Source organism: Avibacterium sp. 21-594 (genome assembly GCF_026226815.1).
Lineage (GTDB): Bacteria > Pseudomonadota > Gammaproteobacteria > Enterobacterales > Pasteurellaceae > Avibacterium > Avibacterium avium.
Window position 1 is genome coordinate 2,168,922 of the sequence record NZ_JAKKOC010000001.1, and the last position, 16,131, is coordinate 2,185,052.

A 16,131-nucleotide genomic window follows, 5' to 3' on the forward strand; every position below is an offset into this window, starting at 1 on the left:
AGAAAATGAAAAACGAAAAACACCCTCTCCTTGATGTTCAAGATTTAAGAGTAACCTTTAAAACGCCTGACGGCGAGGTTACTGCGGTGAATAATTTAACTTTTACCCTCAATGCAGGGGAAACCCTAGGCATTGTAGGGGAGTCAGGCTCAGGCAAATCGCAAACCGCGTTTGCCTTAATGGGATTATTGGCAGATAACGGCAGAACTTCGGGATCAGCTCGTTTTAATGGCGAAGAGATTTTAGGTTTATCGCCATCACAATTAAACCGCTTAAGAGCGGAGCAAATTGCGATGATTTTCCAAGATCCAATGACGTCGCTTAATCCTTATATGAAAATTGGTGAACAACTCACAGAAGTGTTGGTGCTACATAAAGGTTATGATTACAAACAAGCTTTTGAAGAATCCGTGAAAATGTTAGATGCGGTGAAAATGCCCGAAGCGCGTAAGCGAATGGCAATGTATCCGCACGAATTTTCTGGCGGTATGCGTCAGCGTGTAATGATTGCAATGGCATTATTATGTCGTCCAAAATTATTGATTGCTGATGAACCAACCACAGCCTTAGATGTAACCGTTCAAGCGCAGATTATGACCCTATTAAATGAGTTAAAACACGAGTTTAATACAGCAATTATTATGATTACGCACGATCTTGGCGTAGTAGCTGGGAGCTGCGATCAGGTGCTGGTGATGTATGCGGGAAGAACGATGGAATATGGCTCAGCGAAAGATATTTTCTATCAGCCAACCCACCCTTATTCCATTGGGTTGATCAACGCTGTGCCACGTTTGGATTCTGAAGAAGATAAGCTTTTAACTATTCCCGGCAATCCACCTAATTTATTGCATTTGCCAACGGGTTGTCCATTTAGCCCACGTTGCCAATTTGCAACGGAACAATGCCAAAACAGCCCACCATTGGAACAATTTGCACCAAACCGCTTGCGTGCTTGTTTTATTGAGCCAAGCCAGCTGGTAAGGGAGAATTAAGATGAAAAAATTATTATTAGAAGTTGAAGATCTGAGCGTACACTTCAAAGTGCAAAGCAACGAAGGCTTTTTATTTAAGAAAAAACAAACCTTGCACGCAGTAAACCACGTTTCCTTTAAATTGTATGAAGGGGAAACCTTAGGCGTGGTAGGGGAGTCTGGTTGCGGAAAATCCACCCTTGCCCGTTCGATTATTGGCTTAGTGAAATCCGCTGGCGGCAATATTTTATGGCTAGGTAAAGATCTTAGTCAGCAATCAGAAAAGCAGTGGCACGACACACGCAAAGATATTCAAATGATTTTCCAAGATCCCTTGGCATCACTCAATCCGCGAATGACCATTGGAAATATTATTGCTGAACCACTGAAAATTTATTTTCCCCATTTATCGGCACAGGAAGTCAAAGATCGTGTGCAAGCAATGATGTTAAAAGTGGGTTTATTGCCAAATTTAATTAACCGCTACCCGCACGAATTTTCGGGGGGACAATGTCAGCGGATTGGCATTGCACGCGCCTTGATTATTGAGCCAAAATTAATTATTTGCGATGAACCCGTTTCAGCGTTGGACGTATCCATTCAAGCGCAAGTAGTGAATTTGTTAAAATCCTTACAAAAAGAAATGGGCTTATCGCTGATTTTTATCGCACATGATCTTGCTGTGGTTAAACACATTTCCGATCGCGTATTGGTGATGTATTTGGGCAATGCGGTAGAGCTTGGCACTTATGATAAGGTGTATCACGAAACCAAACACCCTTACACCAAAGCCCTGATGTCGGCCGTGCCAATTCCTGATCCTGATTTGGAACGGGGTAAAAAAATTCAGCTACTAGAAGGGGATCTTCCATCACCAATCAATCCGCCTTCAGGCTGCGTGTTCCGTACTCGTTGTCCCATTGCAGACACAGAATGTACTCTCAGCAAGCCACGCTTGGAAGGAAATGAACAGCATTTAGTTGCGTGTTTTAAAGTTTAATTTATTACGGGATATGTGGCATCATATCCCCTTATTTTATGGCTAACAGGAATTTGTTAGTTTTTTGTTTGGCTCTGAAGCCAAAAAGTGGGGTAAAAAATACCGCACTTTTTATGTTTTAAAGGAAAGTAGAAGTTGGAAATGCGTCATTATTTCATTTTCGCAATTTGTTTTATCTTATTGCAGCTCTTTATTTTTATTTTTAATCGCACCCTATCTTGGTTGTATTTTTCACCTAAAAACACCGCATTGTCACGTTTTATTCGTTTGTTAAATTACCTTGTGGCAAATGCGATAGTGCTACTTACTATTTCTCGAATTTACCCAATGTTTCGACTCAGTGCCTTTATTTTGGCATTTTTGTTATTTGCGAGCTTTGTCAGTTTGGCTTGTGCGACAATTTATTTTGTGTTTAGAAACCAAAAATTTAAGCAAGAATTACAGCGCACTTTAGCTTGGCTTTATCCCATTGGTTTAGCCAGTTTGATTGGTTTGAGTGTGTATAATGCTTACACGCCACAGGTGATTCATTATGAAATCACGCTAGACAAGCCTTTCAAGCCACTACGCATTGGAATGGCGAGTGATTTTCACCTTGGACGCTTATTTGGTGGCAAGCAGTTAGATCAACTGGCTGAAATAATGAACACACAAAAGGTGGATATTATTTTGCTACCGGGCGATATTATGGACGATAATATTCAGGCTTATGTGGCAGAAAAAATGCAGCCACATCTTGCGAAACTGCGTGCGCCCCTTGGAGTTTATGCCACCTTAGGCAACCACGATTTCTTTGGGCAGCAACAAGCCATTGCCAAAGAAATCCGCAAGGCGGGTATTACGGTTCTGATGGATCAAGCACTAGAAGTGGATAACCGTTTTGTGCTGATTGGACGCAATGATGATTTATTCAAAGCGCGGCCAAAAACTAAGCAAATTTTAGCCGCACTTGATAAAACTAATGATAAAACAAAAAGGGAGCTACCGATTTTTCTGTTAGATCATCGTCCAACAGAAATTATGGAACATTCCACCTTACCGATCGATATTCAAGTTTCAGGCCACGCGCACAAAGGGCAAGTGTTTCCTGCAAGTTTGATCACAAAAGTGTTATATCGTTTAGATTATGGTTATGAGAAAATTGGCAACGGACATTTTTTCGTAACTTCAGGTTATGGTTTTTGGGGAATCCCAATGCGATTGGGATCGCAATCGGAAGTGTTTATCATAGATGTGAAAGGAAAAGAGTAGGAATGATGATGAACGTTCTAAATAAAAATTTTAGCAAAATTTTCACCGCACTTTGCTTGGGGGCGAGTGCATTGTTTGCCAATCCTGCGCAGGCGGAAGGCAGGCTGACGGTATATTGTAGTGTGCAAAGCTCAACTTGTGAAAAAATCACGCAAGCCTTTAGTAAAAAATACAATGTGCAAACCCAGTTTGTGCGTAACAGCACAGGCGCAACCTTATCCAAGTTAAAAGCGGAACAAAATAATCCGCAAGCGGACGTGTGGTATGGCGGCACAATCGAATTGCATCATCAGGCGGCAGATCTTGGCTTGCTTAGCCCCTATCGCTCACCAAAACAAGCGGAAACAATGCCACAATTTAAAGCCTTGTTGGATAAAAAAGGCGAATTTACGTCTATTTTATATATGCTTGTTCTCGGCTTTGGCGTGAATACGGAAAAATTTGCTGAACTCGGCATTAAAGAGTATCCAAAATGCTGGAAAGATTTGCTCGATCCACGCTTAAAAGGGCAAATTCAAATCCCTGATCCACAGCTCTCTGGCACAACTTATACGGCTATTGTTACGCTCATTGAGCTTTTAGGGGAAGAAAAAGCCTTTGAATATTTAAAACAACTTGATGCGAATGTATCGCAATATATGAAAAGTGCGCAAGTAACCAGCAATCTATCTCGCGGTGAAAGTGCGGTAAGCGTGGGATTTGTGCATAGTTATGCTACGGAGAAAGAAAACGGTGCGCCAGTGGAAGCCATTTTGCCTTGCGAGGGCGATAGTTATTCCCTTGGTGGATTGAGCATTATTAAAGGCGCGAGAAACTTAGATAATGCGAAATTATTTGTGGATTGGGCATTATCTAAAGAAGCGCAAGAGCTGCCGTGGCGTGAAACGGGAGTATATCAAATTCCAACTAATGTGAATGCCGAAGCCTCACCAAAATCCGTTGATCCAAAAACCTTAAAGCCGATTAATATTGACTTTGAGCGTTTTGGCTCAGCAGAAGAAGGGAAGCGTTTAGTGAATAAATGGGTGCAAGAAATTAAACTGAAAAAAGAAAATTTATAGGAAATATAGATACGAGGCATAAAGTAAAGCTTAAAAAGATGACATTGAAGCCATTACTTATCACATTTTGGAGCCTCTCCCACAATTTGTGTAAATGCCTGTTTCTGAGATAATACATTAGATACAGGTATTTTATTATGAACGAAAAACAACTCCACGCCTTGGCAGCAGAATTTGCCAAACACCTCAAAACGCCGGAAGACCTTAATCAGTTTTCTCGAATGCTCAAAAAAATCACGGTCGAAGCAGCCCTAAACGCGGAACTGACTGACCACCTTGGTTATGAAAAACATCAGCCACGAAAAGGCAAAAATGCGCGTAACGGCTATACGTCCAAAACTGTGATGTGTGATGAGGGTGAAATGGAAATTGATACCCCTCGTGACCGTGAGGGCACCTTTGAACCGCAGCTTATCAAGAAAAACCAAACCCGAATTACCGGAATGGACGAGCAGATTATCGCCTTATATGCCAAAGGCTTAAGCAATCAAGAAATCGTCGAAATGTTCAAAGAACTCTATGATGCTGATGTGTCAACGAGCTTGATTTCTCGCGTGACAGATTCGGTTAAAGAGCGCGTCTTGGAATGGCAAAATCGCCCGCTTGATGCGGTGTATCCGATTGTTTATTTGGATTGCATCGTGGTCAAAGTGCGTCAAGACGGGCGGATTATCAACAAGTCCGTCTTTGTGGCGTTGGGTGTGAATTTGGAGGGGCATAAAGAATTACTCGGACTCTGGATTGCCGAAAACGAAGGCGCGAAGTTCTGGGCAAACGTGCTAACAGAGCTGCAAAATCGCGGTTTAAAAGACATTTTAATTGCGTGTGTGGACGGTTTAAAAGGCTTTCCTGACGCCATTAATGCCGTTTATCCCCAAACCAAGATTCAGCTTTGCATTGTGCATTTGGTGCGTAATAGTTTGAAATATGTGTCATGGAAAGATTACAAGGCGGTGACTGCGGATTTAAAACAGGTGTATCAAGCCCCGACGGAGATGCAAGCACGCGAGAATTTGACCGCACTTTCGCAAAAATGGCAGGAAAAATACCCGCTTGTAGCGAGAGGTTGGGAGGAGAATTGGGCGAATATCGCGACATTTTTTGATTATCCGTCGGATATTCGCAAAGCGATTTATACCACCAATGCGGTGGAGTCACTCAATAGCGTGATTCGGCGAGTCATTAAAAAACGCAATGTATTCCCGACGGATGAGTCGGTGTTCAAGGTAATATGGCTGGCGATGAAAGATGCGTCAAAGAAATGGACAATGCCGATTCAAAACTGGAAACAGGCAATGAATCGTTTTATGATTGATTTTGGTGATCGCCTCGACGATCACCGTTAAGTTGAAATGGGTGTTTACACAGAATTTGGGATAGGGTCACATTTTGTGTTGTTCTATTATCTGCCTGTGGTGGTTCTACGCCTCAGCCCGAGAACACAACAAATACAACAGAGCAAAAAATTAATGCGGTATATTTAGAGCGTGATCTGAGTTTCCCTGTTCAAGTGAAACTCATTCAATATTTCACTCATGCTATATCAGGGACTCGTTCTGATGTCGCAATGTTAACACCTGACATTGTTCTTTATTTTGAGAATCAGCGTGGTCAGCGTTTACCGGTTATCAATTATGCAGATGGCAGTGCAATGCAAGTGGTTTATGGTGATCGTTACCGTTTAATTTATGAAAATACGAGTTATCAGAATACCTATGAATTGGTAATCAGTATTGATGGTATTGATGTGAGCAAAGGTACGCAAGCGAGTCAGTATAATAATGGCTATGTTTTACACTCTCGTAGCAAAATTGCCATTGATGGTATTCACCATGATAATCACCTCACGCCTTTTGTTATAAAACAAGCGCAAGGTATGGTTGGCATCGCCATTCATCGCCTAAAAAATATAAGGATAAAACAATGAAAAAATTAACCCCACTTTTAGTGGTAAGTTCAGTTTTAACACTCACTGCTTGTTCTAACACTAAATTAACTGATGTAGATCACAAGTGATGTCCACCAGAGCAAGTGAAGCCACTTGAGCAAATCCAGCGTGATAGTGTTAACTTGGCAGCCGATGCTTATTCCAATTCGGAAAATCAGCAAATAAAGATTTGTTAGCGAAAGGAAAAAGCTCACTTGATGAGTTAGCAGAAAAAATTTAAAATGGTTATGCTCGTATTGATAGCATCACTTTAACTGGTCATACCGATCTCCTTGGTTCAGAAAAAGCGAATTATAAATTAGGCTTAAAACGTGCGGAAACGGTACGTAGTTACTTACAGAGCCATGGTGTTTCAGCACCAATTAATGTAGCAAGCGCAGGTGAAAGCCAGCCTGTTACTAAAGACTGTGTAGGTAATAAAGCAACTAAAGCATTGGTTGCTTGTTTACAACCAGATCGTCGTGTGAGTGTTGAAATTATGGGTATTCGTAAACCTTAACCTTCTTAAAGAGAGCAAGCTGTTTGCTCTCCCTAACTTAAAGGAGTCCAAATGAACAAAGTATATAAAATCAAGTATGATCCTATACTTGGACGCAGTGTTGTTATGTCTGAATTAGGCAAAACAGCAGGTAAAAAAGCGAGTAAAGCGCTAATAGCCATAGCAATTGCCAGTTCTGTATTCAGTGGCGTTGCATTCGCCGGTGAAGCAGGAATTGGTAATAATCGTCCTTCTCATTTTGCAGGGCGTATTAGTGATGTAGATATTGATGCAAAATTAGCTGAGTTTCGCAAAGATCCAACCCTAGCAAATGCCAAATATCATATTAATGCCGAGGGTTACAACGCCGGTTTAGTTGGTGATAAGCTAGTAAGAAATGCCAGTGCCGATCCTGATTTTCTTGCAACCATCAGTGCTTCTTGTAAAGCAACAGGGGCTGATTGGGAGAATAGTTGTACCCTTGATGATAAGCAGAAAATAGAAGCATATTTTCAAGACTATGTTTTAGAAGCCATTAAGCTAAGAGATTCGGAAGTCCGTGATACAGGAAATGTTGATCATACTGCGGGTGGTCCTAATAATAAAGACGTTTACACGATTTCTGGTGGTAGCTGGGACGAGATGGATTGGAAAGCCAATGATAAGCGTGAAATGTTATTACCTAGTAGTGAAAGTTTAGGTATCGCTGATTCAGGAAAAAACTCTGGCGTTTATCGTGATGTCTATGTGGATCATGCAACATTAAATGTGGAAGACAGTGCGGTGTTTATTTCACGTCCAACAGCACACCGTGCTCAGGTATATGTCGTTGATGGGGGAACCATTAACTTTAAAGGCGAGCATACCTATATAATTAATATGCAACCAGTTCAGAGCCATGCCCTTTCTATTGGTTATACAAAAGAATTGGATGGGGATGATACATTTGGTAATGTGAATGCGAAAAACTTAACTGTTTTTATGGGGAATGGAAATACAAAAGCAGCAGGTAAGTGGGCTAGAGGAATTTTGGTTGGTTCAGATAAAGAAACAGCAGACATTTCAACTCTGAATGTAGAGAAAAATCTAGCCGTAGATGTTCGTAGCTGGGCAAATGGAGCGGGTGCAGTTGATGTTATGCTAAAAGGTGTTGCTAACGTAGGCGGAACAACCACTATCGCTTCTGATCGACCATATGGTACAGGCTTAAAAGTGCGTGGTTTATTCGATGGCAAGGGAAATATTAGCATTCTTTCAGGTAATAATATGACCTACAATGGAGGCTACAGACCACAATGGGGAATTGATAACTCTGGTCGTATCTTTGCTGGTTCTGATGTTTCTGTTCGAGTATTAAGCCATGATAGCATTGGTATCAAATTGAATGAGAGCGGAGAGGATAATCATGGCCGTAGTGTGATGGATGTTGCAGGGAACTTAACCGTAAATCAGGGGGAAGCGGAATCTAAAGATAATCAAGAGTGGGTTCCTCGTGAAGTGATTACTGGAACGGGAGTTCTTGTCAATGGCGGTGATTTACGAGTTGCTGGCAATTATTCAGGTAAAAGTGAAAACACCAAAGAAGTAACCGCACTGAAGATTGATAATGGTGCTGTTTCTGTGGGGGGAAATGTAAACCTTGAAACAATTGGTTCTAAGGGGGGCTCGGTTAAAGTAATTAATCGAGATCAAACAAGTACGGCAAAGAATACGCTGATTGCTCTTAATGGTAGTAATGCTAACCTTAATGTAGTGGGGGACACCACACTTGGTTTACACAGCCGAGAAGCAACAGGGATCAAGGTAACAAAAGGTGAAGCTGTACTTGGTGGTGCAACCATACCAGATAGTAAGACATTCCGTGGTGGAACAGCCGAAACCAATCATGAAAATGCAGTTGTTACCTTTGCTAAAGGGGCTATTGAAGGTACGATGACTGCAGGTACTGCAGTAGAGTTAGCGCCAGAAGATAGTAAAAAAGCAGTCTACCTACAAGAGAATACTGCCACGATTACAATGAATGGGGCAGAAGCGAATGGTGTGGTAATTAAAGACGCGAGCGGAAATACAACATTTGATGCGACTGTAAAAGGTAAAATTGAGTTAACGAATGCAACTTCTGATGAAACGAAACACGCAGCGATTAATTTAGCTGGTGAAGGCACATTAACTGTAAGTAATACAGCAGAAGTATTGAATGTTGCAGACAAAGTTGCCATCTTGAAGCAAGATGACCGTAATATTACTGCTGATGTAGCTGGTAAAGTAGTGGGTAAAGTATTGTTTACTGGGGCAGGAGCGAATAAGTTGACCTTGTCTGAAAAAGCAGACAGCAACACATCAAATATGACGGTAATTGATGGTGGTGCTGGTGCATCAGATTTGATCTTAAAAGGTGATGGTTATTTATTAAATGCCTTCACAGCAAGTAATGGGGCAACTAACTTACCTAGTGGGCAAACAGCATCACAACTACTAAATTGGGATACCTTGAACTTAACAGACACAACATCAGGGGCTACCTTGAATTTAGTCGGTGATACTACGGTAAAAACCAAAACGACCATTGGTGTGAATAACTTCTTAACTAAAAAGCAAGTACAAACCGCTACTCTAACCAGTGGAACAGTAGAAAATAATGGGACTATTGATATACGTGATAGCAATAGCTCTATTAATAATACCTTAAAAATTGAAGGTAATTATGTGGCTGGCACAGATGCGAAGGTGTTAATGAACACTCATTGGGATGAAAATGGCGATGAAGCAGGTGCTCAGTCATACTCTGATGTCTTACATATTACCGGTACAGCTACGGGTGTAACCAAAGTAATACCAATTAGTGGTTCAGAGAATAATGTGATTAGTGGTACAGCTAAAACGGTTGCTGGTTCTCGTTTCAATACGGTACCTGTGGTTAAAGTGGACGGGCAAAACAATGAAGGAACCTTTATAGGAACTGCTCGTGTGGGAGATGGGACTAATGCACAATTAATTAGCCGTGAAGCTGGAGTTGGTCGCGAATATTATTGGACATTGTATGCTGATACAACGCCACCTACAACACCGCCGACGACGCCACCTACAACACCGCCGACGACGCCACCTACAACACCGCCGACGACGCCACCTACAACACCGCCGACGACGCCACCTACAACACCGCCGACGACGCCACCTACAACACCGCCGACGACGCCACCTACAACACCGCCGACGACGCCACCTACAACACCGCCGACGACGCCACCTACAACACCGCCGACGACACCACCTACAACGCCACAAATACCAATATTGGATCCGTTGGTACCAATTACGACCTTAATGCCAAGAGCTAATTTGGAAATGGGGTATAACACTTTGGGTGGTTTACATGATCGCCGTGGTGAATTGCAATCTATGGCTTGGGATTCTTGTGGCTGTGTGCAAAAAAATGCAACAGATCAAGCTTGGGTACGTATTTTCGGAAAAAGGCTTGAGCTAGATGGTAAACATCGTTTTGATTTAGATATGGATCAATATGGTATCCAAATTGGCCATGATTTCAGTATTCGTTATAATCCTGAAGATGGTTCTCGCCAACATACTGGTGCATATTTAGGCTATGCGAGAGGTAACACCGATTTCTTTGATCGTTATCGTGCGGTTAATGGTGTAATTAGCGATGATAAATTCGTTGCAAAAGGTAAAACAGATGCTTATAGCCTTGGTTTATCACATACTCGTTATGCAAAACATGGTGGCTATATGGATTTCGTAGCACAAGTTTCATGGTTGAATAATAAATATCAATTAAGAGATGTTGCGTTAAATGCGAAACAAAAAGGTCTCTCTGCTGCTGTTTCTGTAGAAGCTGGTCGCCCATTTGTGATTAATCATTCTAATTGGATGATTGAACCACAAGCTCAGTTGGTTTATCAATTCTTGCATTTGAATAAATTCACTGATGGTGCATATCAAGCTCAACAAGCAGATGTTCATGGCTTGCGCGGACGTGTAGGTTTCCGTTTAGCTCATAATAGTCGACACGGATATTTCACTGATTCGATCTATTTCACAGCGAATGTATTGCACGATTTTAGTGCAGATAAATCAGCTAAAGTTGGTACAGGTGAATATAGCGAAAAATTCAACCGCACTTGGTTTGATTTAGGCTTAGGTGGTCAAATCCCAGTGAGCAAAAATGGTTATATTTACTCAAGCGTTCATTATGAACGTAACTTTAGCGGTGCAAAACGCCAAGGTTACTACGGAACTATTGGCTATAAACATACTTGGTAATAAACAGAGGGATACATCTTTGTATCCCTATTTAAAAAAGGAATCATTATGAAAAATACATATAAATTATTAGCATTAAGCACTTTCACATTAGCTCTGACTGGGTGTTCACTAAGTGAACCTGAATACTCATGGTGTCAACCTGAAGCGGTTACTGAACAAATTAGTTTAGCAGCTGATGCTTTATTTAAGTTTGATAAATCTGCTAAAGAAGACTTACTACCGAAAGGTCGTGAGACTTTAGATGAATTAGCTAATAAATTAACTACAGGCTATGTTCAAGTAGATAAAATTGATCTTGTTGGACATACAGACCGTTTAGGTAGTGAAAAATATAATTATGATCTTGGCTTACGTCGTGCAGAAACAGTAAAAGCTTATCTGAATGACAAAGGTATAACAGCGCCAATCACTACAGCAAGTGCTGGTGAAACTCAACCAGTAACTAAAGACTGTGTTGGTGAAAAAGCTACTAAAGCGCTTGTTGCTTGTCTACAGCCAGATCGCCGTGTAGTTGTTGGTATCACTGGTGTGAGAAAAGTAGAAAAATAATTAAAATAGGAAATAAAAGCCACATGATAAAATGTGGCTTTTTTAATATCTTTTATAATTTTGTCTGTGCTTAATAATTTTTTGAGATATAGCCCCTTTACATAAGGCAAGATAACGTTAAAAAACGGCACCTGTCCATATTCTTCCACATTCAGTTAATGACATTTGCCAATAATCTGGTGCTTGATTGTCTATGGCTTTAATGTAAATTTTTACTAGGTTTCGCCATAAATATCACTGTCCGATTCCAGAATAATACAAAGATTTTGTATTATTTAGACTCTTTCAGCTTACTTTAAGGGGGCTATTTTAATTTTATTTTTGGGGCTGTAGTAGATTAGCCCTAAATTTCACACCATTTTCGCAATATTTTTAACTGCTCTTTTGGTGTCCCAAAGTTAAACCGAAATTCACATTCCTTCAAGAATAAAGGAAAGTTTTTTCGGTTAATTCCATTATATTTTCGCAGTATCCGCTTCGCCTGATTCCAAAAATTTTCAATGCCATTAATATGATTTTGTTTCACCGCAAATAGCTCGGAATGATTGATTCGTTCGTGGTGAAATTCACTCACATCAAGCGCATCATAACTGCGATAAGTGTCCGTATAAACCCAGCTATCAGGCTTGATTTTTCTTTTAATAACAGGGAGTAAGTAATGTTTCACTCTTAGTGTTTTCAACCACAACAGTAAATACCTTTCCTTGTCGTTTTAGTAACCCAAAAACAGCAACTTTTCCAGCCGCTCCTCGTCCTCGTTTTCCCTTTCGATGACCACCAAAATAGCTTTCGTCTAGTTCAATTTCCCCCTCAAAAATCTCGTTAACTTCAAGGGATAAATGATAGCCAATCACAAGCCTGATTTTATGGTAGAACAAAGCGGCTGTATTCGGTTGAATATCTAGCAAATTTGCTGCTGTTCTTGCAGTAACTTCTGCGACAAAAAACTCAAGCAGTTTTTTCTGTATGGATTTCTTTAATTTACAATATGTTATCTTCATTTTTGTAGTATAGCATTGTTGATAATCTACTACAGCCCCAAATTAATTTTTAGCCAAAAAACGACCCCACTTTTTAGGTGGGGTCTGTGCTTTTAGCCTTTAGCCCTTAGCCTTTCAATCGTTCAAAGCCTGCTTTCAGATCCGCGATTAAATCTTCAACCTCTTCAAAACCAATATGCACACGAATTAATGTTCCTGTGAGCTTACGTGTAATATTTGGGCGAATTTTGGCAATTTCTTCAGGTTGGTTATACAGAATTAAAGATTCAAATCCCCCCCAAGAATACGCCATTGAGAAGAGTTCAAAATGATCCATAAAACGTTCTAATTGTTCTTGGGTTAATTTTTCGTTTAACTCAAAAGAAAACAGCCCACTTGCGCCAGTGAAATCTCGCTTAAAGTTTTCGTGTCCTGGGCAGCTTGGCAAAGCAGGGTGATACACGGCTTTGACTTCAGGCTGTTGAGCCAGCCATTGCGCCACTTTTAAGCTATTTTCTTGATGTTGTTTAAGGCGAACCGCTAAGGTACGAATACCGCGCGCAGTTATATAAGCGGTATCCGCATCTACCATTTGCCCCATTAAATAAGAATGTTCGCGTAATTTATCCCAACAACGGGCGTTAGACACCGCCGTGCCAATCATTGCATCGGAATGGCCCACTAAATATTTCGTGCCAGCTTGGATTGAAATATCAATATCGTGTTCCAACGCCTTGAACAACACGCCTGCTGCCCAAGTGTTATCAATCATAATCACCACATCAGGATTCACCGCACGCACGGCTTTGACAATTGCAGGAATATCAGGCACTTCCATCGTGAGCGAGCTTGGTGATTCTAAAAACACCACTTTGGTATTAGGTTGCATTAAATTGGCGATCTCCGCGCCCATAAGCGGATCATAATAAGTGGTACTCACGCCCATTTTTTGCAAAATGACATTACAGAATACTTGAGTTGGCTCATAAGCCGCCCCTGTCATCAAAATATGATCCCCTGTGGCAACAAAAGAAAGAATCGCATTGGTTACTGCTGCTGCGCCACAAGGATAAAGATAACAACCTGCGCCCCCTTCTAATTCACACATTAAATCTTGCAAAGCAAAGTGAGTGAGGGTGCCGCGGCGGCCGTAATATAATGCGCCTTTGGTGAGATTTTTGCCTGCTTCTTTTTTATCTGCAAGGCAATCAAAAACCAGCGAAGAAGCTCGCTGAATCACAGGATTGACGCTACCTTGCGTCATTCTCTTTTTGCGTCCAGCGTGGACAAAAGTGGTGTTTGATGTGGTATTTGCTTTCATAAATTTTCCTTACTTTTATTAAACTTAGGTAAAAATAATCAATTTAATAGATAAAAACAGCTATTCAAGTGCGGTGCTTTTCTTTAGAATATTTGCCGATTTACGCTTATTGTTGTTTAAGCATATCTATCATCAATTTTTTATAGGAGATTTGTACTATGGTATTAGTAACTCGTCAAGCACCAGATTTTACTGCATCAGCAGTATTAGGCAACGGTGAAATCGTTGATAACTTTAACTTAAAAGAACACATCAAAGGTAAACCAGCGGTTATCTTCTTCTGGCCTTTAGACTTCACTTTCGTATGTCCATCTGAAATCATCGCATTTGACAAACGTTACCAAGAATTCAAAAACCGCGGTGTTGAAGTAGTTGGTGTGTCTATCGACTCTCAATTCACTCACAATGCGTGGCGTAAAACCTCTGTTGATGCAGGCGGTATCGGTGAAGTTCAATTCGCAATGGTTGCAGACGTTAAACACGACATCGCACAAGCTTACGGTATTGAACACCCTGAAGCAGGCGTTGCACTTCGCGCTTCATTCTTAATCGACAAAGATGGCGTTGTTCGTCACCAAGTTGTAAACGATCTTCCACTTGGTCGTAACATTGATGAAATGATCCGTATGGTAGATGCGTTACAATTCCACGAAGAGCACGGTGAAGTTTGCCCAGCTCAATGGGAAAAAGGTAAAGAAGGTATGACTGGCAGCCCAGAAGGCGTTGCAAAATACTTAAAACAAAACGCAGATAAACTTTAATTTTCTATTTCGTTTGATTTTATTTAGGAACGCAATAAGCCCTACTTATGTAGGGCTTATTTTTTGCATAATAAAAGACACAATAAAAAAAGCTAAGTTTTATTAAACTTAGCTTTTCTTTGGATCAAATCATTAAAAAATTGATGATGCAAGAACAAGGATCACGCTAAGTGAAAGAACCACCATCATCATTGCATAGCCAAATGTACCCATAATTTACTCCTAAAAGTTGATAAAATTTCTCGGGATTATAGCAAAATTGCGAAAAAAAGAAAATTTCTTAAACAAACGAGAAAAAGCTGTGATGAAGTGCAAATTTTTTCACAATAAGCCTTAACAATTCCATTTCGCCCCTTATAATAGCCAAAATTTTTTGGAGGAACTATGGCAACAATTAAAGATGTGGCAAAAATGGCGGGCGTGTCCACCACCACCGTATCCCACGTGATCAATAAAACCCGCTTTGTTGCACCTGAAACAGAAAAGCAAGTACGCGAGGCCATTCAAGCACTCAATTATTCACCGAGCGCAGTGGCAAGAAGCTTGAAAGTAAACACCACAAAATCTATTGGAATGATCGTAACCACCAGTGAAGCCCCTTATTTTGCGGAAATTATTCACGCGGTGGAAGAGCATTGTTATCGCCAAGGCTATTCTTTATTTTTATGTAACACGCAAAACGAGCCTGAAAAAATAAAAAATCACTTAGAAATGCTAGCCAAAAAACGCGTGGACGGCGTATTGGTAATGTGTGCAGAATATACACAAGATTCTCTTGATCTATTGGCGAATTTTACGGATATTCCAATGGTGGTAATGGATTGGGGGCCGAATAATCAAAACACTGATATTATTCAAGATAACAGCTTTGAGGGCGGTTATATGGCAACCAAATATTTGATTGATAACGGACATAAAGCCATTGGTATTATCGCGGGAGAATTAATCAAAACCACCGCCAAAACACGCTATGAAGGCTTTGTGAAAGCAATGGAAGACGCCAATTTACCCATCAATCCTAACTGGGTGATGGAGGGCTTTTTTGAGCCTGAAGACGGCTATGAATGTATGAATAAAATCTTAAGGCAAGATGAACTACCAACCGCCGTGTTTTGCTGTAATGATGTAATGGCACTAGGCGCAATTTCGGCCATTGGCGAAAAAGGGCTGAAAGTGCCTGATGATATTTCCATTATTGGCTATGATAATATCCACGCCTCACGTTTTTATTCGCCGCCACTCACTACGATACATCAGTCTAAATCTCGTTTAGGCGCACAAGCGGTGAACTTATTGTTCCAACGCATTAGTGAGAAATCAGGCCAGCACGAAATTATTGAAATGCACCCTGAATTGGTGATCCGTAGCTCGGTGAAAAAATGTAATTAACGCCAATTTATCCGATCAGTACAATGCCCGTTAAGTGCGGGCATTTTTATTTCTATTTTTTAACAAATTTGTAACTTATTTAGATTTTATATAAAAAAATTAGAAAATTTTATAGAAAAAACTACCGCACTT

General features: G+C 40.7%; 12 protein-coding genes and 1 pseudogene. 11 read left to right on the plus strand and 2 right to left on the minus strand.

Annotation, left to right across the window (positions count from 1 at the left end; genetic code table 11):
• The first annotated feature begins 5 nt into the window (after positions 1-5).
• The 9 genes from L5B76_RS10470 to L5B76_RS10505 all read left to right on the plus strand — a co-directional run bounded on the left by L5B76_RS10470 (position 6) and on the right by L5B76_RS10505 (position 11,548).
• Complete coding sequence (locus tag L5B76_RS10470) at positions 6-995, plus strand: ABC transporter ATP-binding protein (protein WP_265755371.1); 990 nt, start codon at positions 6-8, stop codon at positions 993-995.
• A 1-nt stretch (position 996) separates the two neighbouring features.
• On the plus strand, positions 997-1,974 hold the full coding sequence (oppF, locus tag L5B76_RS10475) for a murein tripeptide/oligopeptide ABC transporter ATP binding protein OppF (protein ID WP_265755372.1): 978 nt from the start codon (positions 997-999) through the stop codon (positions 1,972-1,974).
• Between the two features lie 135 nt (positions 1,975-2,109).
• Positions 2,110-3,225 carry a metallophosphoesterase gene (locus L5B76_RS10480; RefSeq protein ID WP_265755373.1) on the plus strand — a complete coding sequence of 372 codons (1,116 nt, stop codon included), beginning with the start codon at positions 2,110-2,112 and terminating at the stop codon, positions 3,223-3,225.
• A gap of 8 nt (positions 3,226-3,233) precedes the next feature.
• On the plus strand, positions 3,234-4,286 hold the full coding sequence (locus L5B76_RS10485; RefSeq protein ID WP_265755562.1) for an ABC transporter substrate-binding protein: 1,053 nt from the start codon (positions 3,234-3,236) through the stop codon (positions 4,284-4,286).
• Between the two features lie 137 nt (positions 4,287-4,423).
• The gene (locus L5B76_RS10490; protein ID WP_013745008.1) at positions 4,424-5,632 is read left to right on the plus strand and encodes an IS256 family transposase; all 1,209 of its coding nucleotides are present in this window, start codon (positions 4,424-4,426) and stop codon (positions 5,630-5,632) included.
• Between the two features lie 221 nt (positions 5,633-5,853).
• Entirely contained in the window at positions 5,854-6,213 is a 360-nt protein-coding gene (locus L5B76_RS10495) for a hypothetical protein (protein WP_265755374.1), read from the plus strand.
• A gap of 265 nt (positions 6,214-6,478) precedes the next feature.
• Positions 6,479-6,733, plus strand: a complete 255-nt coding sequence (locus L5B76_RS11650) for an OmpA family protein (RefSeq protein ID WP_442780796.1) — start codon at positions 6,479-6,481, stop codon at positions 6,731-6,733.
• 51 nt (positions 6,734-6,784) lie between these two features.
• Positions 6,785-10,996, plus strand: a complete 4,212-nt coding sequence (locus L5B76_RS10500) for an autotransporter outer membrane beta-barrel domain-containing protein (RefSeq protein WP_265755375.1) — start codon at positions 6,785-6,787, stop codon at positions 10,994-10,996.
• 48 nt (positions 10,997-11,044) lie between these two features.
• Positions 11,045-11,548, plus strand: a complete 504-nt coding sequence (locus L5B76_RS10505; RefSeq protein ID WP_265755376.1) for an OmpA family protein — start codon at positions 11,045-11,047, stop codon at positions 11,546-11,548.
• A gap of 343 nt (positions 11,549-11,891) precedes the next feature.
• Here L5B76_RS10505 and L5B76_RS10510 read toward each other — a convergent pair.
• A pseudogene (locus L5B76_RS10510) lies at positions 11,892-12,549 on the minus strand (IS1595 family transposase).
• A gap of 106 nt (positions 12,550-12,655) precedes the next feature.
• Positions 12,656-13,849: a cystathionine beta-lyase gene (gene metC, locus L5B76_RS10515; RefSeq protein WP_265755377.1), complete on the minus strand. Its 1,194-nt coding sequence runs from the start codon at positions 13,847-13,849 to the stop codon at positions 12,656-12,658.
• A 158-nt stretch (positions 13,850-14,007) separates the two neighbouring features.
• Here metC and L5B76_RS10520 point away from each other — a divergent pair, with 158 nt between their 5' ends.
• Entirely contained in the window at positions 14,008-14,610 is a 603-nt protein-coding gene (locus L5B76_RS10520) for a peroxiredoxin C (RefSeq protein WP_035685040.1), read from the plus strand.
• A 384-nt stretch (positions 14,611-14,994) separates the two neighbouring features.
• Complete coding sequence (purR, locus tag L5B76_RS10525) at positions 14,995-15,999, plus strand: HTH-type transcriptional repressor PurR (RefSeq protein ID WP_103853036.1); 1,005 nt, start codon at positions 14,995-14,997, stop codon at positions 15,997-15,999.
• Positions 16,000-16,131: the final 132 nt, after the last annotated feature.

What these genes read in the sequence shown, in the direction of transcription:
- L5B76_RS10470 (WP_265755371.1), top strand. Translation starts at nt 6, where the DNA reads ATGAAAAACGAAAAACACCCTCTCCTTGATGTTCAAGATTTAAGAGTA.
- oppF (WP_265755372.1), top strand. Translation starts at nt 997, where the DNA reads ATGAAAAAATTATTATTAGAAGTTGAAGATCTGAGCGTACACTTCAAA.
- L5B76_RS10485 (WP_265755562.1), top strand. Translation starts at nt 3,234, where the DNA reads ATGAACGTTCTAAATAAAAATTTTAGCAAAATTTTCACCGCACTTTGC.
- L5B76_RS10490 (WP_013745008.1), top strand. Translation starts at nt 4,424, where the DNA reads ATGAACGAAAAACAACTCCACGCCTTGGCAGCAGAATTTGCCAAACAC.
- L5B76_RS10495 (WP_265755374.1), top strand. Translation starts at nt 5,854, where the DNA reads ATGTTAACACCTGACATTGTTCTTTATTTTGAGAATCAGCGTGGTCAG.
- L5B76_RS10500 (WP_265755375.1), top strand. Translation starts at nt 6,785, where the DNA reads ATGAACAAAGTATATAAAATCAAGTATGATCCTATACTTGGACGCAGT.
- L5B76_RS10505 (WP_265755376.1), top strand. Translation starts at nt 11,045, where the DNA reads ATGAAAAATACATATAAATTATTAGCATTAAGCACTTTCACATTAGCT.
- metC (WP_265755377.1), bottom strand. Translation starts at nt 13,849, where the DNA reads ATGAAAGCAAATACCACATCAAACACCACTTTTGTCCACGCTGGACGC.
- L5B76_RS10520 (WP_035685040.1), top strand. Translation starts at nt 14,008, where the DNA reads ATGGTATTAGTAACTCGTCAAGCACCAGATTTTACTGCATCAGCAGTA.
- purR (WP_103853036.1), top strand. Translation starts at nt 14,995, where the DNA reads ATGGCAACAATTAAAGATGTGGCAAAAATGGCGGGCGTGTCCACCACC.